Origin of the sequence: Streptomyces sp. CA-250714, from assembly GCF_050936705.1 — a bacterium.
Classification (GTDB): domain Bacteria; phylum Actinomycetota; class Actinomycetes; order Streptomycetales; family Streptomycetaceae; genus Streptomyces.
The window spans coordinates 3,460,712-3,483,928 of sequence record NZ_JBNJMI010000001.1; the positions used below are offsets into that span (position 1 = coordinate 3,460,712).

The window sequence follows — 23,217 nt, forward strand, 5'->3', positions numbered from 1 at the left end:
CGTAGCGCTACTCTGCGCGCCATGCTGCACCTGCGGATCATCACTCCCCACGGCCGTACCGCCGAGGTCACCTCCCTGCTGGAGAAGTCAGTGGGCACCACGCATCTCGTGGTGCTGGAGGGCGCGGCCCGCGATCCGGTCGGCGATGTCGTCATGTGCGACGTCGCACGGGAGGCGGGGGACGAACTCCTGCGCCGGCTGCGCGAGATGGGGGTGGCCGAGGACGGCGCCATCTCCGTGGAGGACATCGACCTGTCCCTCTCGGCGCGTGCCGACCGCGCCGAGGAGCTGGCCCCGGGCGAGGGTGTGGACGCGGTGCTGTGGGAGTCGCTGACCGAGGCCACGCACGAGGAGTCGCGGCTGTCGCTGACCTACCTCACCTTTCTGACCGTCGCGACGATGCTCGCGGCCTGCGGCGTGCTGATCGACAGCGCCATCCTGATCGTCGGTGCGATGGTCGTCGGCCCGGAGTTCGGTCCGCTGGCGGGCGTGTGCACGGGCCTGGTGCGGCGGGCACCGCGGCTGCTGTGGCGGTCCCTGATGGCACTGCTGGTGGGCTTCCCGGTGGCGATGCTGCTGACGGGGGGCTTCAGCGTGGTGCTGGACGCGCTCGGCATCTTCTCGTACGAGCAATTCACCAACCCGCATCCGATGACGGCCTTCATCTGGAAGCCGGACCCGATGTCCTTCGTCGTGGCCCTGCTCGCCGGGGTCGCCGGAATCGTCTCGCTGACCTCCGCCAAGTCCGGTGCGCTGGTCGGGGTCGCCATCTCGGTGACCACGGTGCCGGCCGCGGCCAACGCGGCGGTCGCGCTGAGCTACGGCAATCTGGAGGAGACGGGCGGCTCGTTCCTCCAGCTGCTGGTGAACCTCGCCGGAATTGTGCTGGCCGGGTCGCTCACCCTGCTGGGCCAGAAACTGTTCTGGGCGCACAAGCGCGCCCGCGCGAGCTGAGGGGCGCGTCCGCTCGTCGTACGACGACTGCGAGGCCGCCTCCCCACGGCGTACGACGGACAGTCCCGGTCGCACATACGACGGGCGTCCCGTCACCGGCTGTGCGGTGGCGGGACGCCCGTCGTACGTGGTCCTGGCGGACCTGAGGGGTCAGTCCGACTTACGGCCCGACTTCCCCTCGTCCGAGCCGCCCGAGTCGTCGGTCGCGACCACGGCGTCGGCGCAGGCCTGGGCGACCTCCGCGTCCAGTACCTCGGCGTCCAGCTTCGGGGCGTCGGGGTCGACCGGGCCGATCTGGAACTCGAACTCGCCGCCGTACTGCTCGTGGGCTGCGACGACCGCGCTGCCCACGGCCTCCTCGCCGCGCTCGGTGAGGATGATCAGCGGGTCCCGGCGCAGGTCCTTGGAGAGCGCCACACACAGTCCGACCATCACGACCGTGAACGGCACCGCCACCAGGATGGTGAGGTTCTTCAGGCCTTCCAGCGCTTCGTCACCACCGCCGCCGATCATCAGCATGATCGCGCCGACACCACCGGTGAGGACACCCCAGATGATGACGACGCCGCGGCCGGGCTCCAGCGTGCCCTTCTGGGAGAGCGTGCCCATCACGATCGAGGCCGCGTCGGCACCGGAGACGAAGAAGATGCCGACCAGGATCATCACGATGAGGCCGGTGATGCTGGAGATCGGGTAGTGGTCGAGCACGTTGAAGAGCTGGGCCTCCGCGGTGTCGCCGAGCTTGGCGCCGTCGGACGCCAGCTTCATCGAGGTGCCGCCGAAGACGGAGAACCAGATGAGGCTCACGACGCTGGGGACCAGGATCACACCGCCGACGAACTGACGGATGGTGCGGCCCCGGCTGATGCGGGCGATGAACATGCCGACGAACGGCGTCCAGGAGATCCACCACGCCCAGTAGAAGACCGTCCAGCCCGAGAGCCACTCCGCGACTCCCTTGCCGCTGCTGGAGTCGGTGCGCCCGATCATCTGGGGCAGGTCACCCAGGAAGCTGCCGACCGAGGTCGGCACCATGTTGAGCATCAGGATCGTCGGGCCGGCGATGAACAGGAAGAGCACCAGCAGCCCGGCCAGCACCATGTTGATGTTGGACAGCCACTGGACGCCCTTCTCCACACCGGAGACGGCCGAGAACACGAAGGCCGCCGTCAGCACGACGATGATGCTGACCAGCACACCGGTGCTGACCTTGTTCGCCCAGCCGGCCTGCTCCATGCCGCTGCCGATCTGGAGCGCGCCCAGACCCAGCGAGGCGGCGGAGCCGAACAGCGTCGCGAAGATGGCCAGGATGTCGATGACCTTGCCGGTACCGCCGTTGGCCGCCTTCTCGCCGATGAGCGGGGTGAAGACCGCGCTGATCGTCTGCCGCCGTCCGCGGCGGAAGCAGCTGTAGGCGATGGCCAGGCCCACGACCGCGTAGATCGCCCACGGGTGCAGCGTCCAGTGGAAGAGCGTGGTCGCCAGCGATGTCTCCATCTTGGCCGCGTCGTTGCCCGGGTTGGTACCGGGCGGCGGGGCGCCGAAGTGGCTGAGCGGCTCGCTCACCCCGTAGAACATCAGCCCGATGCCCATGCCCGCGCTGAACATCATCGCGATCCAGGAGACCGTCTTGAACTCGGGCTCCTCACCCTCCTTACCGAGGGTGATCTTGCCGTAGCGGCTGAAGGCCAGCCACAGCGAGAAGATCACGAAGCCGGTGGCAGCGAGCACGAAGGCCCAGCCGCCGTTGTGCATCGTCCAGCTCAGCATCTCGGACGAGACGTTCCCCAGGGAGTCCGTCGCGACCGCGCCCCAGATGACGAAGGCGAGCGTGAGAAGCGCCGTGACGCCGAACACGAGCCGGTCGGTCTGCGGACCCCGGGTCAGTCCCCCGCTGGAGGCGAATGCCTCCTCTGTCTCATGTTTCACGTTTGTCTATTGCCCTTCCTCCGGTGGACATGCGGCCCACGCACTCGCGCAGCATTTCCGACATGGATTCGGGGGGCCGCTACCCGGCTTCCGGGAAAGTAATCCGGCCGAAAAGCACTCCTGAGAGCTCGATTCCCTCACTCAACTGAGCACTTCTCCAGCAGAGTTGAACGCCCCTCAGGCCTGCTCGCCACTGCGCGTAACCAGCAGAACGCGGTAAGCCTAGGCCCACTCCCGCGCCCTGACGCCCTCCAGGACACGAACCGCGAGGGTCGTTGTAGATCCGGAACATGACATGGGCGGATCGGAACAGCGGGAATCCCCGATAAAAGGCGAAAGGGAAAAGCCTGACTTTGCGCACCATAGGGGCCAGGTGACCGGACGTCCTGGCGACGGGTGCGATAGACATGTGCCGGTCGGCGAAACGCTTTCGGGCGCACGCGGACCCGGACGTCCCGGATACCGGACGACCCGGACGACGACCCCGGACGAGGAGGCCAGCCGTGCCGCGGAGGGCAAACAGGTATGCGACGCGCGGGGCACTCGCGTCGTACGCGACCAACGCCGCGCTGGCCCTCGCACTCACCGGAGCCCTCACGGCCTGCACCGGTTCCTCGGGCGCCGACCGCGGCGAGGACGGCAAACCCGGCAGCTCCTCCGCCTCCCCCTCGGCTCCGGCACCCGGCAAGTACGACAGCCTCCCCGAGCCGTGCGGCACGGTCGGCGTCGGCCAGCTCCGCGAGATGCTCCCCGGCGCCGCGGCGGCCGACGACGAGGGCACCGCGGCGCCCAGTGACAGCGCCGGCCCGTACGAGGGCGAGGCGAGCGTCACCTATGACACCGACCGGCGCGTGGGCTGCCGCTGGAAGAGCGCCACCACACTCAGCACCCGCCATCTGTCCGTCGACTTCGAACGGGTGGTCTCCTACGACGCGTCCGTCAGCGACGACGAGCAGGCCGAGCGGCTGTACGACAAGAAGGTCCGCAAGGCCGGCATCGCCGCCTCCCCCGGCGGCTCCGGCTCCTCCTCCGGCCAGTCGACGGGGAAGACGCCCGACGGCCACGCCTCCCCCACCGACAAAAAGGGCAGTTCGGGCGATGGTGACTCCTCCGAGGACCCGGAGGACGACGCCGAGGACAGCGCCTCCCCCACCCCGGACGAGGACCTGGCCCCCCGCGCCCTGGACGACATCGGCGACGCCGCCTACATCGACGACGAACTGCACACCGCGGACTCCGGACTGCACCGGGACATCACCCTGGTCTTCCGGACGGCCAACGTGATCGCCACCGTCGAGTACGACCAATGGGTGACCGACAAGCACCGGATCCCGGACAGCCAAGAGCTCCAGGAGAAGGCGCGCGAGCTCGCCGAGCAGCTCGCCGGACGCTTCGAGGAGGACTGACACCCTCCCCGCCGGGCACTGTGACGACTCCCACTCCGGATGCGGCCCCCCGCTGACCGGGCCGCTCTGTGGCAAGTCCCACCTGTGGGCAGTCCCACGGTGTGGAAGGTGCCACGAAACGCCCACACCACCCCAGGCGCCGCGTACCGTGCCGTCAGCACCGCGGCCACTCCCGGCTCGGCACAACTGGTGAAGACCCCGGAAGCGAAGGAACCATGCACCGAAACGCCCCGCGCAACGCCCCTCGACGGAGCAAGACCGTCAGGAACACGCTCGCCTGTGCGGCAGTGGCGCTCCCCGTCCTGCTGGTCGCCGGCTGCTCCTCGGACTCGGACCAGAGCAAGGAGTCCGACTCCCCCTCGGCCTCCGCGAGCAAGTCCCCCACCGTGGCGCCCGCGAAGTTCAAGCAGCTGCCCGACTCGTGCAAGAGCCTCGGCAAGAAGACCGTGAAGGATCTGGTGCCGGGGACGAAGAACGCCTCGGGCAAGCGCGTCGGCTCCGGTGACACCAACGACTCCAACAGCTGTCTGTGGAGCGGTCTGGACAAGTACGACTACCGGCAGATGACGCTCTCGCTGAAGCGCTTCGACTCCGACCCGGCGATCGGCTCCGGCGACAAGCGCGCCGCGGACTACGCCAAGCAGCAGGCCGACGAGAAGACCAGCAACAAGGACAACAGGAACATCAAGGACTCCGAGGTCTCCGGCATCGGCGACCAGGCCAGCTCTCTCTCGTACGAGACCAAGAAGTCGGACACCAAGGGCAAGACCGAGGAGTACCGCGCCGAGCGCCTGATCGCCCGTACCGCGAACGTCGTGATCACCGTCGACTACGAGGGTGCCGGCTTCGAGGACGCCAAGAAGCCCAGCGCGGACGAGGTGAAGAAGCAGGCCGAGAAGGCGGCGAAGGAAGCGGTCAAGCAGGTGAAGTAACCGCCCCTCCCCCTCGCACCGGAGCCCGGCCCTCGCCCCGAGGACCGGGCTTCGTGCCGTCCAAGCCGTACGTATGTGCCAGGCTGGGCCCGCCAGTTTCCGAGGGTGGGGGACAACTCCTGTGCAGGGCGTACAACTGACCCGAATACACCGCATACTTATCGCTGTCGTGGTCACCGGTGCCATGGTGATCGCGGCGATCGGCTTCGCGGGCTCCTACGCGGCGGTCCGCGAACTGGCCGAACGGAAGGGCTTCGGCGACTTCGCGCCGTTCTTCCCGATCGGCGTGGACGCGGGCATCGTCGTGCTGCTGTCCCTGGATCTGCTGCTGACCTGGATCCGGATCCCGTTCCCGCTGCTGCGGCAGACCGCCTGGCTGCTGACGGCCGCCACGATCGCCTTCAACGGCGCCGCCGCCTGGCCCGACCCGCTCGGGGTGGGCATGCACGCGGTGATCCCGGTGCTCTTCGTCGTCACCGTCGAGGCCGCCCGCCACGCCGCCGGCCGCGTCGCGGCCATCACCGCCGACAAGCACATGGAAGGCGTACGCCTCTCCCGCTGGCTGCTGGCCTTCCCCTCCACCTTCCGGCTGTGGCGGCGGATGAAGCTGTGGGAGCTGCGCAACTACGACGAGGTCATCCGCATGGAACAGGACCGCCTCGTCTACGAGACCAGACTCCGCGCCCAGTACGGCCGCTCCTGGAAGCGCAAAGCACCCGTCGAAGCACTGATGCCCCTCAAACTCACCCGCTACGGCGTACCCCTGCACCGGACGGCACCGCAGGCGACGACCCTGCCCGAACCGGAGCCGATGCCCTTCACAAAGGCCGCCGCCGTACCGGACCATGACGTGCCCGGCCACGAACTGGCCCCCCGCGAGACCCCGCCCGGCCCAGGGGCCGAACCGGCGCACGAGCACACACCGGCGCCCGAGCCGGCTGCCGCGGCCGAACCCGCAGCGGCAGCCGCACAGTCCGGAGCCGCGCAGCCCGCAGCCGCACAGCCCCCAGCCGACGGACGCGACCCCGCACCGGGCCAGGCCGCACCAGCACCCGCATCCGCGGAGCCCGCACCCGCGCCGGAGCAGCCCTCCCTCGTACCGGAGCAGGCCGCCCCCTCTCCGGAGCAGGCCGCCCCCGCCCCCGCGGAGCCCGCGCCCGAGCCCGTACGTACGCCGGAGCCCGCGCCCGTCCCCGCCGAAGCGGAGCCGGCGCCGCAGCCCGCCGCCGAGTTCCCGGTGCCCGTGGCCCCCGGCCGCTATCGCACTCTCGCCAACCCGGCACCGGTCCGCCAGCAGGAACTCTTCGTCGAACCCGCGTCCTTCCAGCCGGAACCGGAGCCGGGACCGGGGCCACAGGCCGTACCGGAGCCGGAACCAGGGCCGCAGTACGCAGCCGCGCCGGACCTCGGCGACGAGCCCGTCGGCATCCCCGACGGAGTGCCGCGGGACGAGTTCTACTTCTCGGTGTACCGCCAGTACGTCGCCTCGCACGGCGACCGGCCGACCGCGCGCCAGCTCTCCCGCGCCCTGTACGAGGGGCACGGTGTCGCCTCGGCGGACGGCAGCCTGCTGAGCGAGACCTATCTCGGCGGCTATATGCGGGAGTTCAAGGACCGCTACAACACCGAGATGGGCCTCGCGGGCTGAACAAGAGGCTGAACGGGCTGAAGATCAGGCGCCCAGCAGCTTGCGCACGCGGTCGGCGCCCACCGCCAGCAGCAGGGTGGGCAGCCGGGGCCCCGTCTCACGGCCGACCAGCAGGCGGTACAGCAGGGCGAAGAAGCCGCGCTGTGCCACCTTCATCTCCGGGGTGGGCTTGGCGTCCGGCGCGAAACCGGCCCGCACCTTGGGCACGCCGTACACCAGCGAGGTCAGGCCCTCCAGCGACCAGTGCTCGTCCAGCCCGTCGAGCAGCAGCCGCAGCGACTCGCGCTGCTCCTCGTCGAGCGAGGCCAGCAGTTCGGTGTCGGGCTCCTCGCGGACGCGGGTGCGCTGATCGGCCGGCACCTGGGTGTTGATCCACCGCTGTGCGCGGTCCAGCCGCGGGCGGACCTCGTCCAGTGAGTGCACCGGGTGCTCCGGGTCCAGCTCGCTGAGGATGCGCAGGGTCTGCTCCTCGTGGCCGCCGGTGATGTCGGTGACCGAGGCGAGGGTGCGGTACGGCAGCGGGCGCGGCGTGATCGGCAGCGGGCCCAGCGCGGTGGACGAGGCGCGGGTGTGCGCGGCAATGTCGGCGGGCTGCGCCGAGCCGTCCGCGATCTTGCGGACGAGCGCGTCCCACTCGTCGTAGGTGCGCTGGATCTCCTGGTCGAAGGCGACCTTGAAGGCCTGGTTCGGCTTGCGCCTGGCGTACATCCAGCGCAGCAGCGGCGCCTCCATGATCTGGAGCGCGTCGGCCGGGGTTGGCACGCCGCCCTTGGAAGAGGACATCTTGGCCATGCCGCTGATGCCCACGAAGGCGTACATCGGGCCGATGGGCTGCTCGGCACCGAAGATCTCCGTCACCAGCTGCCCGCCGACGACGAACGACGAACCGGGCGACTGGTGGTCGACGCCGGACGGCTCGAAGACGACGCCCTCGTACGCCCAGCGCATCGGCCAGTCGACCTTCCACACCAGCTTGCCGTGGTGGAAGTCGCGCAGCTCGACGGTCTCGCTGTGCCCGCACTGGCAGCTGTAGGACAGCTCGGTCGTCTCGTCGTCGTACGCCGTGACGGTGGTCAGGTCCCGCCCGCAGGCGGTGCAGTAGGGCTTGTACGGGTAGTACGCGGAGCCCGCGCCGGCGCCCGAACCGTCGTCCTCGGCTGCGGCGCCCGAGCCCTCGGCGGCCTGCACCTCCGCCTCGTCGGCCGGCTTCTGCTGCTGCTTCTTGCCGCCCTTCGCGCCCTTCTCCAGCGTCCGGTAGCGGTCGAGCACGGCGTCGATACGGGTGCGCTCGCGCATCGCGAAGAGGATCTGGTCGCGGTAGGCGCCCGAGGTGTACTGCTCGGTCTGGCTGATGCCCCGGTACTGCACGCCCAGCTCCAGCAGGGACGCCTCCATGGCGGCCTTGAAGTGCTCGGCCCAGCTGGCGTACGGGCTGCCGGGCGGCGCGGGCACAGAGGTCAGCGGGCGGCCGATGTGCTCGTTCCAGGACTCGTCCACGCCCTCGACACCGGCCGGGACCTTGCGGAACCTGTCGTAGTCGTCCCAGGACAGGATGTGTTCGCACGCGATGCCCCGGCGCCTGATCTCGTCGGCGACCAGGTGCGGCACCATCACCTCACGCAGGTTGCCCAGGTGGATGGGGCCGGAAGGGCTCAGCCCGGAGGCGCAGACCACTGTTTTCAGACCGCGACGTTCCGCTTCGGCGATGACGTCATCGGCGATACGGGAGACCCAGTCGGCCTCGTGAGTGGTCCCAGCCACGTCCGGCACATCCTTCTCGTCGCGCTTTTCAAGCCTGCGCCGCCCATTCTCCCACCCCTCAATGCGGCGGCGCCCGCCCATATGCACGTGGGATACTGGGCCTCGAATCCAGACACCCCGAAGGAACGGTCAGCACTCCATGGCTACGGTCCCCTCCCTCGCCGCTACGGTCCACCAGCGCGTCTCGGACGCCCTCTCGGCTGCGCTGCCGGAGGCCGCCTCCGCCGACCCGCTGCTGCGACGCAGCGACCGGGCGGACTTCCAGGCCAACGGGATGCTGGCGCTGGCCAAGCAGCTGAAGGGCAACCCGCGGGAGCTGGCCACCAAGGTCACCGAGGCGCTGCCGGCCAACGACGAGATCGCGGACATCGAGGTCTCGGGCCCCGGCTTCCTCAACATCACCGTCGCCGACAAGGCGATCGTGGCGAACCTGGCGGCACGGCGGCAGGACGAGCGCCTCGGCGTGCCGTACAAGGACAACCCCGGCACCACGGTGATCGACTACTCGCAGCCGAACGTCGCCAAGGAGATGCACGTCGGGCACCTGCGCTCGACGGTCATCGGTGACGCGATCGTGCACCTGCTGGAGCACCGGGGCGAGAAGGTGATCCGCCGCCACCACATCGGCGACTGGGGCACCAACTTCGGCATGCTCATCCAGTATCTGATCGAGCACCCGCACGAGCTGGACCACGAGTCGGACGCGGCGGGCGCCAAGGACGCGGGCGAGGCCGCGATGGCCCGGCTCAACCGGCTCTACAAGTCCTCGCGCGCTCTCTTCGACTCCGACGAGGCCTTCAAGTCCCGGGCCCGGGACCGGGTGCCGGCGCTGCAGAGCGGCGACCCGGAGACGCTGGCCCTCTGGCACAAGATCGTCGACGAGTCGAAGACGTACTTCCAGGGCGTCTACGACGAGCTCGACGTGGAGATCCGGGACGCGGACATCGTCGGCGAGAGCGCCTACAACGACGACCTCCAGCAGGTCGTCAAGGACCTGGAGGAGTCGGGCGTCGCCGTCCGCTCCGAGGGTGCGCTGTGCGTGTTCTTCGAGGACGTCAAGGGCCCGGACGGCACCCCCACGCCGCTGATCGTGCAGAAGTCCAACGGCGGTTTCGGCTACGCCGCCACCGACCTGGCCGCCATCCGCAACCGGGTCGGCGAGCTGAAGGCCGACACCCTGCTGTATGTGGTGGACGCCCGGCAGTCGCTGCACTTCCGGATGGTCTTCGAGACGGCGCAGCGCGCGGGCTGGCTGCCCGAGGGCGCGGCCCGGCAGCTGCCGTTCGGCACCGTGCTGGGCAAGGACGGCAAGCCGTTCAAGACCCGTGAGGGCGAGACGGTGCGGCTGGTGGACCTGCTGGACGAGGCGGTCGAGCGGGCGGCTGCCGTCGTACGGGAGAAGGCCGCCTCCGGCGAGGGAGCCGTCACCGAGGAGGAGATCCAGCGCCGGGCGAAGCAGGTGGGCATCGGCGCGGTCAAGTACGCGGACCTGTCCAACTCGATGACCCGGGACTACGTCTTCGACCTGGACCGGATGGTCTCCCTCCAGGGCGACACCAGCGTCTATCTCCAGTACGCCTACGCGCGGGTCCGCTCCATCTTCCGCAAGGCGGGCGAGCTGAAGCCGGTGCCGCACCCCGAGCTGGAACTGGCCCCGGCCGAGCGGGCGCTGGCCCTGCACCTGGACGCGTTCGCGGACACGGTGGTGACGGCGGCCGACGAGTACGAGCCGCACAAGGTCACGGCGTATCTCTATGAACTGGCCACGCTCTACAGCCGGTTCTTCGAGAACTGCCCGGTGCTCAAGGCGGACACCGAGGAGCAGACCGAGAACCGGCTGTTCCTGTGCGATCTGACGGCCGAGGTCCTCCACCAGGGCCTGGCGCTGCTGGGCATCCGTACGCCGGAGCGGCTCTGACCGTCCCCCTGGGGGGCCGGTCCCGCGTTCAGCCGGACCGGCCTCCCAGGATCTCCTGCTGGAGGTCCGCCGCCATCTTCTTGATGGTGCGCAGCCCCTGCTGCCCCCACGGACGTGGCCGCTGGTCGACGACGCAGATCGTGCCCAGCGCCATGCCCGACGGGTCCAGCAGCGGGGCTCCCAGGTAGGAGGTGATGCCCACCTCGTCCACCACGGGGTTGACCGCGAACCTGGCGAAGTCGCGGACGTCCTCCAGCACCAGTGCGGTGCGCCGCGCGACGACGTGCACACAGAAGCCGTGGTCGCGGGCCATCACCCGGCCCACGCCGCCGTTGGGGTCGACCGGGCCCTTTTCGGGGTCCATGGTCGAGTCGTAGAGCCCGGAGAAGTACTGCCGCTCCTCGTCGATGAAGTTGACCATCGCGAACGGTGCGTCGGTGATCCGGGCCAGCTCGCGGGCGAAGGCGTCGAACTCCGGTTTCGGCCGGTCGCCGACGCCCAGCTCCTTGAGCCGGGCCACCCGCGCCGGTGCCTCCGTGTCCTGCGGAGTCAGCAGCAGCCGGGCCGTCAGGTCAAGCGGTGCGGATGACATGCGTGCTCCTCGGGTCGATCAGGTGCTGGATGAGAGAGATGAGAACCCCGGTCGACGAGTCCGACTTCCGCGCGTCGCACAGCACCACGGGTATGCCCTCGTCGAGGTCGATCGCGGCCCGTACCTCGTCGGGGGTGTAGCGGTAGGAGCCGTCGAACTCGTTGACGGCCAGCACGAAGCGGATGCCGCGCCGCTCGAAGTAGTCCACGGCGGGGAAGCAGTGCTCCAGCCGTCGGGTGTCGGCGAGCACCACCGCGCCGAGTGCCCCGGCCGACAGCTCGTCCCACATGAACCAGAACCGGTCCTGGCCCGGGGTGCCGAAGAGGTAGAGCACATAGCCGTGCTCGAAGGTGATCCGGCCGAAGTCCATCGCGACCGTGGTGGTGGACTTCTGCTCGACCCCCTCCAGGCTGTCGGTGGCCGCGCTCACCTGCGTCAGCAGCTCCTCGGTGCTCAACGGCTCGATCTCGCTGACGGCCCCCACGAAGGTCGTCTTGCCGACCCCGAAGCCCCCGGCCACGATGATCTTCAGCGCGGTCGGAAAGGAGTCGGACGCGGTCTCAGCGGGATCGGAGGAAGAGGGGTCAGAGTCTTCTACGGAGCCCATCCAGCACCGCCTCCAGCACTTCTCGGTCGTACGGATCGGGCCCTGCCTGCAGATGCACGGGCCCTCGGGTGGCGACGGCGCCGCAGTCCACCAGGTCGGACAGCACCACCTTGGTGACGGCGGCGGGCTGCCGGATGTGCGCGGCGATCTCCGCCACGGTCAACGGCCCGTCGCACAGCCGGAGCACCTGGGTGTGCTCCGGTCCCAGATAGCCGTCCGGTTGCACCCCGGTGGCCCGCACCATGGTCAGCAGGTCCAGGTCGGTGGAGGGCTTGGTGCGGCCCTCGCTCACCGTGTACGGGCGGACCAGCCGGCCCGCGTCGTCGTCGAGCCACGGCTCGTCACCGCAGCCGGGACCGACGGGGTCCGGGGGTACGGGACCTGGCGGTGCCGTCATTCGCCGCTGGGGTGCCGCGCGGGGGTGACCAGGTACGGGCGGACGCTCTTGACCAGCATGGCCATCTCGTAGCCCAGCACTCCCGCGTCCGCCTCGCTCCCGGCGAACACGGCCAGACAGGCGCCCTGGCCCGCGGTGGTGACGAACAGCAGCGAACTGTCCAGCTCGACCACGACCTGGCGGACGCTGTCCCCGTCGGCGAACCGCACCCCCGCGCTGCGGCCCAGCGAGTACAACCCCGAGGCGAGCGCGGCCATATGGTCCGCGGTGTCGGGCTCCAGCCCGTGCGCGGCCTTGACCAGACCGTCCGCCGACAGCAGGAGGGCGCTGCGGGCGTGCGGTACCCGCTCCACGAGTCCGGTCAACAGCCAGGACAGATCCGCCGCCGTGCGCCGCGTGGGTGCTTCGCTCATCATGTTCGCGTTTTCCTCCTAGTGGGGCGAGCTGTCACCGTCGTACGGGGGCGTGGGCGGCGTCCCGCCGCGCTCTTCGGCGTCGGCGCGGCCGACCCCGCGCTGGAAGGCGGCCATGAGCCCGGGATTGTGCACGGGTTCCTCCCCGGGCGGGCTCGCCGCCCCGCCCGGCGCGGCCGTCGGCGCGTCCCGCAGCTCGGGAACGATGTGCTGCTGCTTCTGCCGCCGCGGCAGCCGAGGCCGCCCCTCGGCACCCAGTTGGGGCTGCCCATCGGGGTGCGGGTGTCCGCCGGGGTGTGACTGTGCGGCAGGCTGCGGCTGTGCACCGGGGTGCGGCTGTCCAATGGGCTGGGGTTGCGCGCCGGGTTGCGGCTGTCCGCCGGGACCGCCGGGCTGTGGCTGCGCAACAGGCTGCGATTGCCCACCGAGGGGCGGCTGTCCGCCGATTCCTGCGGCGGACGCCGGGAGACGGCCGTCGGGCCGGTCAACCGCCGCGTGGCGGGGAGCCTCCGCGTCCGGAGGCGTGCCCGGAGTCGAGGGAGCGGCATGGCGGCCCCTTTGCAGCCGCACCGTGTGCTCGGGGGCGCCGAGCCCACCGGCTGCGGGACCCGGCGCTGCGTCGGCCGGGCGCACAGCACCCGGCGCTGCGTCGGCCACCTTGCTCTGGCCGCCCTCCCGGCCGCTCTCCTGACCGCCCCGCTGGTTGCCCCCCTGGTTGCCCAGCATGGTGTGGGGCAGCACGAGGACGGCCTGGATGCCGCCGTAGATGTTGCTGCGCAGTTGTACGGCGATGTCGTGCCGCCGGGCCAGCGTGCCGACCACGTACAGGCCGATCCGGCCGTCCGTCAGCAGCGCGGCGACATCGACGCCCTCGGGGTCGGCCAACAGGGCGTTCATCCGCCGCTGTTCGTCGGCGGTCATACCCAGGCCACGGTCCTCGACCTCGATGGCGAGCCCGGCGGTGACATGGCTGGTGCGCAACAGCACCTGGGTCTGCGGCGCGGAGTAGACGGTCGCGTTCTCCATCAGTTCGGAGAGCAGATGGATGACGTCGGCCACCGCCTGCCCGCGCACGGTGCCCTCGATCGGCGGCACCAGTTTGATGCGCTGGTAGTGCTCCACCTCCGCGGCGGAGGAGCGCAGGATCTCGGTGAGCGGGACGGGCTTCGTCCACTGGCGGCGGGAGACGGCGCCGCCCAGCACCGCCAGGTTCTCCGCGTAGCGGCGGATCCGGGTGGCCAGATGGTCGACCTGGAAGACGCCCTTGAGGATCTCCGGGTCCTCGACCTGGTTCTCCAACTCGTCCAGCACCTTGATCTCGCGGTGCAGCAGCGACTGGAGGCGGCGGGCGAGGTTGACGAAGACGGCGACCCGGTCGGCGGCCTGCAGCCCCTGCGCGCCGTTGCCCTCAACTGCGGCCGCGGCCGGCTCGCGGGCGGGCCGGTTCAGGGTCGCCGCCTGGGCCACCGCCGCCTCGGCGGTGCGCTGGGCGAGCGCGAGTTCCTGGGCGAGGGAGTCGAGCGCGCCATCCGCCGGAACCGGTGCCGCGGTGTGCCCGGACGCGGGCGGGCTCGGTGGCTCGCCCGCCTCCAGCCTGCGGAGCTGGTTCTGGATCTGGTGCCGGCTGCGCTCGGCCCCGCGCCGCAGCACGGCGTACTGTTCGAGCGTCGTACGCGCCTGGGTCGACGCGCTCCGGACGCCGGCCGCGATCGCGGCGGCGGCCACCAGCAGCGCGGCGCCGAGCACGCTCAGCGAGGCGGCGTCACCGAAGCCGGTCTGCACGGTGGTGGCGTCGTCCGGCTCCCAGGTGGACCACAGGTACGCCACCACCCCGGCGGCCGCGAATACCACGACGAGCGCGGGCGTGTACGCCAGCCGCACCATGCGGCGGCGCAGCGCCGCGTCCCCCGCGGCGCCCACGACGGCGGGCGCTTCCCGCAGCGTGTGCGTCGGGGAACTTTGAGGTACGGGCATCGATTCCCTCAAGCGATTCATTCGGGGGAAGGAAAGCTTCCGCATGGCGGAGAACACTCATTCTCCGCCGCGGCGTGGCGAGTCTAGCCATGATGGCGGGGCGGCGGGGGGCCGGAACCGGCGTCGTCACAACTGCCACACATCTCAAGAGGGTTCACCCCTCTCACGCCCGGCCCCACCTGCCGCCCGCGCGCCAACGTCCGCCCGCCAACGCACGGGCGGCAAAGCGCGCGTCAACGCGCACGCGTCAACGCACGGGCGTCACCGCACAGGCGGCAAACACGCGCGTCAACGCACGGACAGCAACAGCCTCAGCGCTGCGGGAAGTACACGTACAGCAGGCAGCCCCGCTCGCTGCGCGGCGTGTGGGTGGAGCCCTGCGCCCCGCGTACGCGGCTGCCGACGGGGTAACTGCCCGCCTCGTCCTGGAGTTCGCCTTCCAGGACGACCACGATCTCGCTGCTGTCGCCGTGGTGGTCGGGCTCGGTGTAGCCGGATCCGGGTGCGAACCGTACGTACGCCTCGCGCGGCAGCGGGTCCGAACCGTCGGCCGGGCTGGTCCAGTCGACCACCTGCGCCGTCACCCCCGGGAAAAGTTCGATCGGGTCGACCTGTCCCAGCGCCTCGGTGTCGACCACATGGAAGTCGGGCCGGTCGAGAGTCGTCATGGTGTGCTCCTCTTTCTCTGCGATGGCGCTGCGACAAAGGGGACTCGCGAGACGGAAGAGGTACGCCGTCGAAGTCGCGCGGGGTTAGCCGCCCAGCACAGTGCGGTGACATGACGTCAACTGCGTTGGCGCCGGACGGATTTCCCCCGGCGCCGGTTCGAACAAGGCGGGATGAGCGTAAGTGATCCTTCCGCCTGGCCACAACGGCAACGGTGGTTAACTGCAGGAGCAAAACGGAAGGGCGCCATCCGCCCAGCGGATGACGCCCTATTGGTGCTCTGCGGCTACGGGGTCAGCGGCGTGCGCGCAGCAGCCTCGCGGCCTCCGTCGCCCAGTAGGTGAGGATCATGTTCGCACCGGCGCGGGTGAAGCTCGTCAGCGTCTCCAGGATGGCCGCCTCCCGGTCGACCCACCCCTTCTCGGCAGCGGCCTCGACCATCGCGTACTCGCCGGAGATCTGGTAGACGCCGACGGGGACCTCCGCCCGCTCGGCGAAGTCCCGCAGGATGTCCAGATACGGCAGCCCTGGCTTGACCATCACCATGTCCGCGCCCTCGGCCAGATCCAGCGACAGCTCGCGCAGCGCCTCGCGCGCGTTGGCCGGGTCCTGCTGGTAGGTCTTGCGGTCGCCCTGGAGCGAGGAGCCGACGGCCTCCCGGAACGGCCCGTAGAACGCGGAGGAGTACTTCGCGGTGTAGGCGAACACCGCCACATCGCTGTGCCCTGCCCCCTCCAGCGCCGCGCGGACGTACCCGATCTGACCGTCCATCATGCCGCTGGGGCCCAGCACATGGGCGCCCGCGTCGGCCTGGACACGGGCCATCTCCGCGTACCGCTCCAGCGTCGCGTCGTTGTCCACCCGCCCGTCGGCGGTCAGCACCCCGCAGTGGCCGTGGTCGGTGTACTCGTCCAAGCACAGGTCGGACATCAGCACCAGCTCGTCGCCGACCTCCGCCCGTACATCCCGCAGCGCGACCTGGAGGATGCCGTCCGGATCGGTGCCCGCGGTGCCCCGCGCGTCCTTCTTCGCCTCGTCCGGCACGCCGAACAGCATCAGCCCGCCGACGCCCGCCTCGACCGCCTCCACGGCGGCCTTGCGCAGGGTGTCGCGAGTGTGCTGTACGACGCCGGGCATGGTGCCCACCGGCACCGGCTCGCCGACGCCCTCCCGCACGAAGGCGGGCAGGATCAGATCCGCCGGCTGGGTGCGGTGCTCGGCGACCAGCCTGCGGATGGCCGCCGTGGTACGCAACCGCCTCGGGCGGGCAGCCGGATAACTGCCGTACGTGCTCACGCCGCTGCCGTACGCGCTCGGGCTGCCGCCGTGCGTGCTCATGATGTGCGTGCCCTCCTCCTGGCCGGGCGCTTCTCGCTCGGCCGCTTCACCTGTTCACCCGCCTCGACGGCCGCGGCGCGCCGCTGCGCGCCGAAGTCCGCGAGCGCCTCGGCCAGCTTGTGGACCGACGGCTCGGGCGACATGACGTCCACCCGCAGCCCGTGCTCCTCCGCGGTCTTGGCGGTGGCCGGGCCGATGCAGGCGATGACCGTGACGTTGTGCGGCTTGCCGGCGATACCGACCAGGTTCCGCACGGTCGACGACGAGGTGAACAGTACGGCGTCGAACCCGCCGCCCTTGATCGCCTCCCGGGTCTCGGCGGGCGGCGGCGAGGCGCGCACCGTGCGGTAGGCGGTCACGTCGTCCACCTCCCAGCCCAGCTCGATCAGCCCGGCCACCAGCGTCTCGGTGGCGATGTCGGCGCGCGGCAGGAACACCCGGTCGATCGGGTCGAAGACCGGGTCGTAGGGCGGCCAGTCCTCCAGCAGCCCCGCCGCCGACTGCTCGCCGCTGGGCACCAGATCGGGCTTGACCCCGAACTCGATCAGCGCGTTCGCCGTCTGCTCACCGACGGCCGCGACCTTGATCCCGGCGAAGGCGCGGGCGTCCAGCCCGTACTCCTCGAACTTCTCGCGGACCGCCTTGACGGCGTTGACGGAAGTGAACGCGATCCACTCGTAGCGGCCCGTCACCAGGCCCTTGACCGCGCGCTCCATCTGCTGCGGGGTGCGCGGGGGCTCCACGGCGATGGTCGGCACCTCGGCGGGTACGGCGCCGTAGGAGCGGAGCTGGTCGGAGAGGGAGGCCGCCTGTTCCTTGGTACGGGGCACCAGGACCTGCCAGCCGAACAGCGGCTTGGACTCGAACCAGGCCAGCTGATCGCGCTGGGCCGCGGCACTGCGCTCGCCGACCACGGCTATGACGGGCTGCCCGCCATCCGGCGAGGGCAGCACCTTGGCCTGCTTGAGGGCCTGGGTGATCCCGCCGAGCGTCGCGGTGAAGGTGCGCTGCCGGGTGGTCGTCCCGGCGAGTGTGACGGTCAGCGGGGTGTCCGGCTTGCGGCCCGCGGCCACCAGCTCCCCGGCGGCGGCGGTGACCTGGTCCAGGGTGGTGGAGACGACGACGGTCGCGTCGCTCACGCCCAACTCGGTCCAACATCGGTCGTCCGCCGTACTCGCGTCCACGAACCGCACATCGGTGCCCTGCGCGTCGCGCAGCGGAACCCCGGCGTAGGCAGGCACGCCCACAACCGCGGCGACACCCGGCACGACCTCGAACGGAATCCCCTCGGCGGCCAGCGCGAGCATCTCCCGGGCGGCATCCGAGTCCAGCCCGGGGTCACCCGCGACCGCACGCACGACCCGCTTGCCGGCGCGTGCGGCGGCTATGGCAGACTCGCCCGGGTCGAGGGCTGCATCGTCGGCCGCTGCGGAGGCAGTTGACGCCTCATCAGCCACGGCTTGCAGCGGTGTGTCCACACCCGGCCGGGTATGGGCACGTACGACGTCGTACACGCGTGGGTCGGCGACCAGCACGTCGGCCTGCCCCAGCGCCTCGACGGCGCGCAACGTCAGCAGCCCCGGGTCTCCGGGCCCGGCACCCAGGAAGGTGACGTGTCCGTGTGCACCGTGCAGGTGCTGTCTGTTCGCGACTGCCGTCTTCTGTACGGTGCTCGACTTGTCGGCGCGCGACCTGTCGGCGGCGGTGGGGCTCAAAGTGCTCGCTCCCCCATCAGACCGGCCGCGCCCTTGGCGAGCATCTCGTCGGCGAGCTCCCGGCCCATACGCTCGAAGGGCGCAAGGTCGGCAGGACCGCCGTCGGACGCCGGTACGGGACCGGTGGTGGACAACTGCACCAGCGTGCGACCGTCGGTGGTGCCGACGACGCCGCGCAGGCGCATTTCGGTGACAACCTGCCCCTCGACAAGCAGGTCGGCCAGCGCCCCCACAGGTGCGCTACAGCCGGCCTCCAAGGCGGCGAGCAGGGTTCGCTCAGCGGTGACGGCCGCCCGTGTGTACGGGTCGTCCAGCTCCGCGAGCTGTGCGGCCAGGTGCGTGTCGGACGCCACGCACTCGACGGCCAGTGCCCCCTGTCCGGGGGCGGGAAGAACCTGGTCGGGCTCGATCAACTCGGCGGCCTCCTCTTCGAGGCGACCGATGCGCTCGAGACCGGCGGCGGCGAGCACGACGCCGTCGAGCTCACCGGAGCGCACGTACCCGATCCGCGTGTCGATATTCCCCCGGATCGGGACGGTCTCGATCTCGACCCCGAGCGTACGCGCCCAGGCCTGCAATTGCGCCATCCGGCGAGGGGAACCGGTGCCGATCCGTGCCGTGCCGGGCGCCGCCGCCCTGGCCAGTGCCGCGAACCCGAGCCCGTCCCGGCCCACCAGCACATCCCGGGCGTCGGCCCGGGCCGGCACGGCGGCCAGCGCGTACTCGGCGGGCTGGGTCGTCGGCAGGTCCTTCAGCGAGTGCACCGCGAAGTCGATCTCCCCGCGGGAGAGCGCGTCCCGCAGCGCGTTGACGAACACCCCGGTGCCGCCGATCTGCGCGAGCTGCTCCTTGCTGATGTCCCCGTACGTGGTGATCTCCACCAGCTCGACGGGCCGCCCCGTCACCCTGCGCACTTCCTCGGCGACCAGCCCGGACTGCGCCATCGCGAGCTTGCTGCGGCGGGTGCCCAGCCTCAGTGGGGGGTTGGCTGTGGCGTCGGTGTTCATTGCCGCTCCTGTTCCGGATTGCTGACAGCGGCGACCGCCTGCGGGTCGAGGTCGAAGAGTTCACGCAGCGCGTCCGCGTACCCGGCACCGCCGGGCTCGCCCGCGAGCTGCTTGACGCGCACGGTCGGCGCGTGCAGCAGTTTGTCCACGACACGGCGCACGGTCTGCGTGATCTCCGCGCGCTGTTTGTCGTCCATCCCGTGCAGCCGCCCCTCGAGGCGTGTCATCTCGCTGGTGACGACATCGGCGGCCATGGCGCGCAGCGCCACGACGGTCGGTGTGATGGTCGCCGCCCGCTGCGCGGCCCCGAACGCGGCGACCTCCTCGGCCACGATGCCGCGTACCGCCTCGACATCCCCGGCCATCGGGGCGTTCGCCTCGGCGTCGGCCAGCGACTCGATGTCCACGAGCCGCACTCCGTCGACACGGTGCACAGCGGTCTCGACGTCCCGGGGCATGGCGAGATCGAGCACGGACAAGGCTGTGCCGGCCGACGCACCCGCAGCACGACGGCGCACGGCGCCCTCGACATCGGCGGCGCTCAGCACCAACCCGGCAGCCCCGGTGCAGGACACCACGACGTCGGCGGCGACCAGTTCATCGGCGACCGAAGCCATCGGCATCGCCCGGGCCTCCAGGCTCTCCGCCAGCCGCTGCGCCCTCTCCAACGTCCGGTTGACGATCACCAGTTCGCCCACACCGGCGCGGGCCAGCGTCACCGCGGCGAGGGACGACATCGACCCTGCCCCGATCACCAGGGCCCGGCGTCCGCGCACCCACTCGTCGACGGGCGTCCCGCAGGCGAGCTGCTCCAGGCCGAAGGTCACCAGCGACTGCCCGGCCTTGTCGATACCGGTCTCCGAATGGGCGCGCTTGCCCACCCGCAGCGCCTGCTGGAACAAGTCGTTCAGCAGCCGCCCCGTGGTGTGCTGCTCCTGCGCGACGGCCAGCGCGTCCTTGATCTGGCCGAGGATCTGCCCCTCGCCCACGACCATCGAGTCGAGCCCGCACGCCACCGAGAACAGATGGTGCACGGCCCGGTCCTCGTAGTGCACGTACAGATACGGGGTGAGCTCGTCCAGCTCGACCCCGCTGTGCTGGGCCAGCAGCGTCGACAGCTCGGCGACACCCGCGTGGAACTTGTCGACGTCCGCGTACAGTTCGATCCGGTTGCACGTGGACAGCACAGCGGCCTCTGCCGCGGGCTCCGCGCCCACGGTGTCCTGCAACAGCTTCCCCCGCGCCTGCGGTGCCAGAGCGGCACGTTCCAGCACGCTGACCGGCGCACTGCGGTGGCTCAGGCCGACGACGAGCAGGCTCATGCCGGCATCACGGCGGGCAGGTCCCCGTCAGTTCCGGACTCGGGCGGCCGCCGCTTGGCGACGGCCACGGCGGGCGGCGCGGCAGGCGGCGCCGTGTCCTCCCCCGACCTCCGGTCGGGCGGTGCCCCCAGGTCCTCCCCCGCCTTCCGCTGCTCGTGGAAGGCGAGGATCTGCAGCTCTATCGAGAGGTCGACCTTGCGTACGTCGACCCCTTCGGGGACGGACAGCACGGTCGGCGCGAAGTTGAGGATGGAGGTGATCCCGGCGGCGACGAGCCGGTCGCACACCTGCTGCGCCGCGCCCGCCGGGGTGGCGATCACGCCGATGGACACCCCGTTGTCCGAGATGATCTTTTCCAGCTCGTCGGTGTGCTGGACGGGGATACCCGCAACGGGCTTTCCGGCCAGGCTCGGATCGGCGTCGATCAGCGCCGCCACCCGGAAGCCGCGTGAGGCGAAACCCCCGTAGTTGGCGAGCGCGGCGCCGAGGTTACCGATACCGACGATCACAACCGGCCAGTCCTGGGTGAGGCCCAGTTCGCGGGAGATCTGGTAGACGAGGTACTCCACGTCGTAACCGACCCCGCGGGTGCCGTACGAACCGAGGTAGGAGAAGTCCTTGCGGAGCTTGGCCGAATTGACGCCCGCCGCGGAGGCCAGCTCCTCCGAGGAGACCGTGGGCACGGAGCGCTCGGACAGCGCGGTGAGTGCCCGCAGATACAGCGGAAGGCGGGCGACGGTCGCCTCGGGGATTCCTCGGCTCCGACTCGTCGCCGGACGGTGATTTCGGCCAGTTGCCACGGTGCTCCTGCCGGTTGCGCGAAGCGGTGAGCGGTCGTATGTGAGGCACTCTCCCGGACCGCTCCGTCGCGCCCAGGCTATGCCTTTGTGAACGCGTGCACAAAGATTGTGTCCGGTTTGTCCGGCCAACGTGACCGGCGCCACAGGCACCAACGGGGACACCCGGCCACACTCCTCACGTATACGCCCCCGGACGGCAAAACGCCCTTGATACTAATCGAAACCAGCTCGAACCCTGACCACATTCCCACTGGACAAGGCTGCCCCAAGCCCTCATTGAGCGGTGTTCGACTGAACACTCGGCGCGCACCGCGCGAGAGCCGTACGGGCCGGAAATTTGCGAGCGTCAGCGCTGCGTCACGCGGTGAGCGCGCTGCGGAGGCGTTCGGGGTCGACGCGCCAGAAGTCGTGCTGCTGCCCGTCGACGAGCACGACCGGGATCTGCTCCCAGTACAGGCGGTAGAGCTCCTGGTCCTGGTTGATGTCCTTCTCCTCCCAGGTGGCGCCCACTTCGTCGCACACCCGGATCACCACGTCCCGCGCCACATCACACAGATGACACCCGGGCTTCCCGATCAGGGTCACAGTCTTCATGCCCCCATTCTCCAACCCACCCACCCCAGCCCCCCAACCGTTCACCCGCCTCACACCCCCGGCAATCCACGCGCAACCGACTCCCCTCACGCTGCAACCCTCCGGAGGACAACCCCCGGACCCCCGGCCGTTCACCCGCCTCACACCCCCGGCAATCCAGGCGCAACCGACTCTCCGAACAGACTGGCTATGCTCGCGGCATGGCCCTTCCCGCATGGCTCACTTCTCGCAAGCGCTCGGCGACTGCGCGCAGCGTGCTCGCAGGCGAGGCCGCCGCTGAGGCGGCGCGGAAGCAGGAGCAGGAGCTGGCGGCGGCCGAGGCGGCCGGCCGCGAAGGCGCGGAGGAGGCGGAGGAAGCGGAGTTCCCCGTGGCGGGGGACGTGCATGCTGCCGCCTTCTTCGACCTGGACAACACGGTGATGCAGGGCGCCGCCCTCTTCCACTTCGGCCGCGGCCTCTACAAGCGCAAGTTCTTCCGGAAGCGCGAACTGACCCGCTTCGCCTGGCAGCAGGCGTACTTCCGACTCGCCGGGTCCGAAAACGCCGACCATATGCACGACGCGCGGGAGAGCGCGCTGTCCATCGTCAAAGGGCACCGGGTCTCCGAGCTGATGGCCATCGGCGAGGAGATCTACGACGAGTACATGGCGGGCCGCATCTGGCCGGGCACCCGCGCCCTCGCCCAGGCGCACCTGGACGCGGGCCAGAAGGTGTGGCTGGTGACGGCGGCGCCGGTGGAGACGGCAACGATCATCGCGCGGCGGCTCGGGCTGACCGGCGCGCTGGGCACGGTCGCCGAGTCGGTCGGCGGCGTCTACACCGGTCGGCTGGTCGGCGAACCGCTGCACGGACCCGCGAAGGCGGAGGCGGTGCGCGCGCTGGCCGCGGCCGAGGGGCTCGACCTGGACAGGTGCGCCGCGTACAGCGATTCGGCGAACGACATCCCGATGCTGTCGCTCGTCGGTTATCCGTATGCGATCAATCCTGACAGCCGTCTTCGGGCACACGCTCGTGAAATGGGCTGGCGACTGCGGGACTACCGCACGGGCCGCAAGGCGGCGAAGGTGGGCATTCCGGCAGCTGCCGGAGTCGGCGCGCTGGCGGGTGGCGCGGTTGCCGCGGCAGCGGTTCAGCGCCGCCGCCGCTAGGGCCCCTCACAAGGGCGACCATCCAACACACCGGGGCGCGTGGCGCCCGTCGCACGCCTGCCGTACGCGACTGTCGGCGGGCTAATCCAGCAGTGT

20 protein-coding genes are annotated in these 23,217 nt (G+C 70.6%); 6 read left to right on the forward strand and 14 right to left on the reverse strand.

What is annotated here, in order from left to right; genetic code table 11:
• Positions 1 to 21: 21 nt before the first annotated feature.
• A complete protein-coding gene (locus tag ACQEU8_RS15370; protein WP_433100874.1) occupies positions 22 to 954 on the forward strand; it encodes a DUF389 domain-containing protein in 933 nt (310 codons plus the stop codon).
• Between the two features lie 150 nt (positions 955 to 1,104).
• On the opposite strand, the gene ACQEU8_RS15375 is transcribed toward ACQEU8_RS15370, so the two are convergent.
• On the reverse strand, positions 1,105 to 2,883 hold the full coding sequence (locus ACQEU8_RS15375; protein WP_433100876.1) for a BCCT family transporter: 1,779 nt from the start codon (positions 2,881 to 2,883) through the stop codon (positions 1,105 to 1,107).
• Positions 2,884 to 3,386: 503 nt separating this feature from the next.
• Between ACQEU8_RS15375 and ACQEU8_RS15380 the strand changes: the two genes are divergently transcribed.
• From ACQEU8_RS15380 to ACQEU8_RS15390, 3 genes are all read left to right on the forward strand, one after another.
• Complete coding sequence (locus ACQEU8_RS15380; protein WP_433100878.1) at positions 3,387 to 4,289, forward strand: hypothetical protein; 903 nt, start codon at positions 3,387 to 3,389, stop codon at positions 4,287 to 4,289.
• Between the two features lie 215 nt (positions 4,290 to 4,504).
• On the forward strand, positions 4,505 to 5,221 hold the full coding sequence (locus tag ACQEU8_RS15385) for a DUF3558 domain-containing protein (protein WP_433100880.1): 717 nt from the start codon (positions 4,505 to 4,507) through the stop codon (positions 5,219 to 5,221).
• Positions 5,222 to 5,405: 184 nt separating this feature from the next.
• Positions 5,406 to 6,869, forward strand: a complete 1,464-nt coding sequence (locus ACQEU8_RS15390; protein WP_433102422.1) for a DUF2637 domain-containing protein — start codon at positions 5,406 to 5,408, stop codon at positions 6,867 to 6,869.
• 24 nt (positions 6,870 to 6,893) lie between these two features.
• Here the strand turns inward: ACQEU8_RS15390 and lysS are convergent, their stop codons facing one another.
• On the reverse strand, positions 6,894 to 8,630 hold the full coding sequence (gene lysS / locus ACQEU8_RS15395) for a lysine--tRNA ligase (RefSeq protein WP_433100882.1): 1,737 nt from the start codon (positions 8,628 to 8,630) through the stop codon (positions 6,894 to 6,896).
• 139 nt (positions 8,631 to 8,769) lie between these two features.
• On the opposite strand from lysS, the gene argS reads away from it, so the two are divergent.
• Positions 8,770 to 10,548, forward strand: a complete 1,779-nt coding sequence (argS, locus tag ACQEU8_RS15400) for an arginine--tRNA ligase (RefSeq protein ID WP_433100884.1) — start codon at positions 8,770 to 8,772, stop codon at positions 10,546 to 10,548.
• A 28-nt stretch (positions 10,549 to 10,576) separates the two neighbouring features.
• Here the strand turns inward: argS and ACQEU8_RS15405 are convergent, their stop codons facing one another.
• The 12 genes from ACQEU8_RS15405 to ACQEU8_RS15460 all read right to left on the reverse strand — a co-directional run bounded on the left by ACQEU8_RS15405 (position 10,577) and on the right by ACQEU8_RS15460 (position 21,973).
• A complete protein-coding gene (locus ACQEU8_RS15405) occupies positions 10,577 to 11,140 on the reverse strand; it encodes a GAF domain-containing protein (protein ID WP_433100886.1) in 564 nt (187 codons plus the stop codon).
• Positions 11,121 to 11,747, reverse strand: coding sequence for a GTP-binding protein (locus tag ACQEU8_RS15410; protein ID WP_433100888.1), 627 nt, complete (start codon positions 11,745 to 11,747; stop codon positions 11,121 to 11,123). The genes ACQEU8_RS15405 and ACQEU8_RS15410 overlap by 20 nt, the downstream gene beginning before the upstream one ends.
• Positions 11,725 to 12,144: a DUF742 domain-containing protein gene (locus ACQEU8_RS15415; protein ID WP_433100890.1), complete on the reverse strand. Its 420-nt coding sequence runs from the start codon at positions 12,142 to 12,144 to the stop codon at positions 11,725 to 11,727. The genes ACQEU8_RS15410 and ACQEU8_RS15415 overlap by 23 nt, the downstream gene beginning before the upstream one ends.
• Complete coding sequence (locus ACQEU8_RS15420; protein ID WP_433100891.1) at positions 12,141 to 12,560, reverse strand: roadblock/LC7 domain-containing protein; 420 nt, start codon at positions 12,558 to 12,560, stop codon at positions 12,141 to 12,143. Before ACQEU8_RS15420 ends, ACQEU8_RS15415 begins: the two co-directional genes overlap by 4 nt.
• A gap of 15 nt (positions 12,561 to 12,575) precedes the next feature.
• Complete coding sequence (locus tag ACQEU8_RS15425) at positions 12,576 to 14,531, reverse strand: ATP-binding protein (RefSeq protein WP_433100893.1); 1,956 nt, start codon at positions 14,529 to 14,531, stop codon at positions 12,576 to 12,578.
• Between the two features lie 311 nt (positions 14,532 to 14,842).
• Positions 14,843 to 15,199, reverse strand: a complete 357-nt coding sequence (locus tag ACQEU8_RS15430; protein WP_433100895.1) for a cupin domain-containing protein — start codon at positions 15,197 to 15,199, stop codon at positions 14,843 to 14,845.
• A 292-nt stretch (positions 15,200 to 15,491) separates the two neighbouring features.
• On the reverse strand, positions 15,492 to 16,493 hold the full coding sequence (gene hemB, locus ACQEU8_RS15435; RefSeq protein WP_433102424.1) for a porphobilinogen synthase: 1,002 nt from the start codon (positions 16,491 to 16,493) through the stop codon (positions 15,492 to 15,494).
• A 38-nt stretch (positions 16,494 to 16,531) separates the two neighbouring features.
• Positions 16,532 to 18,169, reverse strand: coding sequence for a uroporphyrinogen-III synthase (locus tag ACQEU8_RS15440; RefSeq protein ID WP_433102426.1), 1,638 nt, complete (start codon positions 18,167 to 18,169; stop codon positions 16,532 to 16,534).
• Between the two features lie 77 nt (positions 18,170 to 18,246).
• Positions 18,247 to 19,257, reverse strand: coding sequence for a hydroxymethylbilane synthase (gene hemC / locus ACQEU8_RS15445; protein ID WP_433100897.1), 1,011 nt, complete (start codon positions 19,255 to 19,257; stop codon positions 18,247 to 18,249).
• Positions 19,254 to 20,579, reverse strand: coding sequence for a glutamyl-tRNA reductase (locus ACQEU8_RS15450; RefSeq protein ID WP_433100899.1), 1,326 nt, complete (start codon positions 20,577 to 20,579; stop codon positions 19,254 to 19,256). Before ACQEU8_RS15450 ends, hemC begins: the two co-directional genes overlap by 4 nt.
• Positions 20,576 to 21,379 (reverse strand): redox-sensing transcriptional repressor Rex, encoded by an 804-nt coding sequence (locus tag ACQEU8_RS15455; RefSeq protein ID WP_433100901.1) that lies wholly within the window; start codon positions 21,377 to 21,379, stop codon positions 20,576 to 20,578. The genes ACQEU8_RS15450 and ACQEU8_RS15455 overlap by 4 nt, the downstream gene beginning before the upstream one ends.
• A 357-nt stretch (positions 21,380 to 21,736) precedes the next feature.
• Complete coding sequence (locus tag ACQEU8_RS15460; RefSeq protein ID WP_433100903.1) at positions 21,737 to 21,973, reverse strand: glutaredoxin family protein; 237 nt, start codon at positions 21,971 to 21,973, stop codon at positions 21,737 to 21,739.
• Positions 21,974 to 22,173: 200 nt separating this feature from the next.
• Here ACQEU8_RS15460 and ACQEU8_RS15465 point away from each other — a divergent pair, with 200 nt between their 5' ends.
• Positions 22,174 to 23,121, forward strand: a complete 948-nt coding sequence (locus ACQEU8_RS15465; RefSeq protein ID WP_433100905.1) for an HAD family hydrolase — start codon at positions 22,174 to 22,176, stop codon at positions 23,119 to 23,121.
• Positions 23,122 to 23,217: the final 96 nt, after the last annotated feature.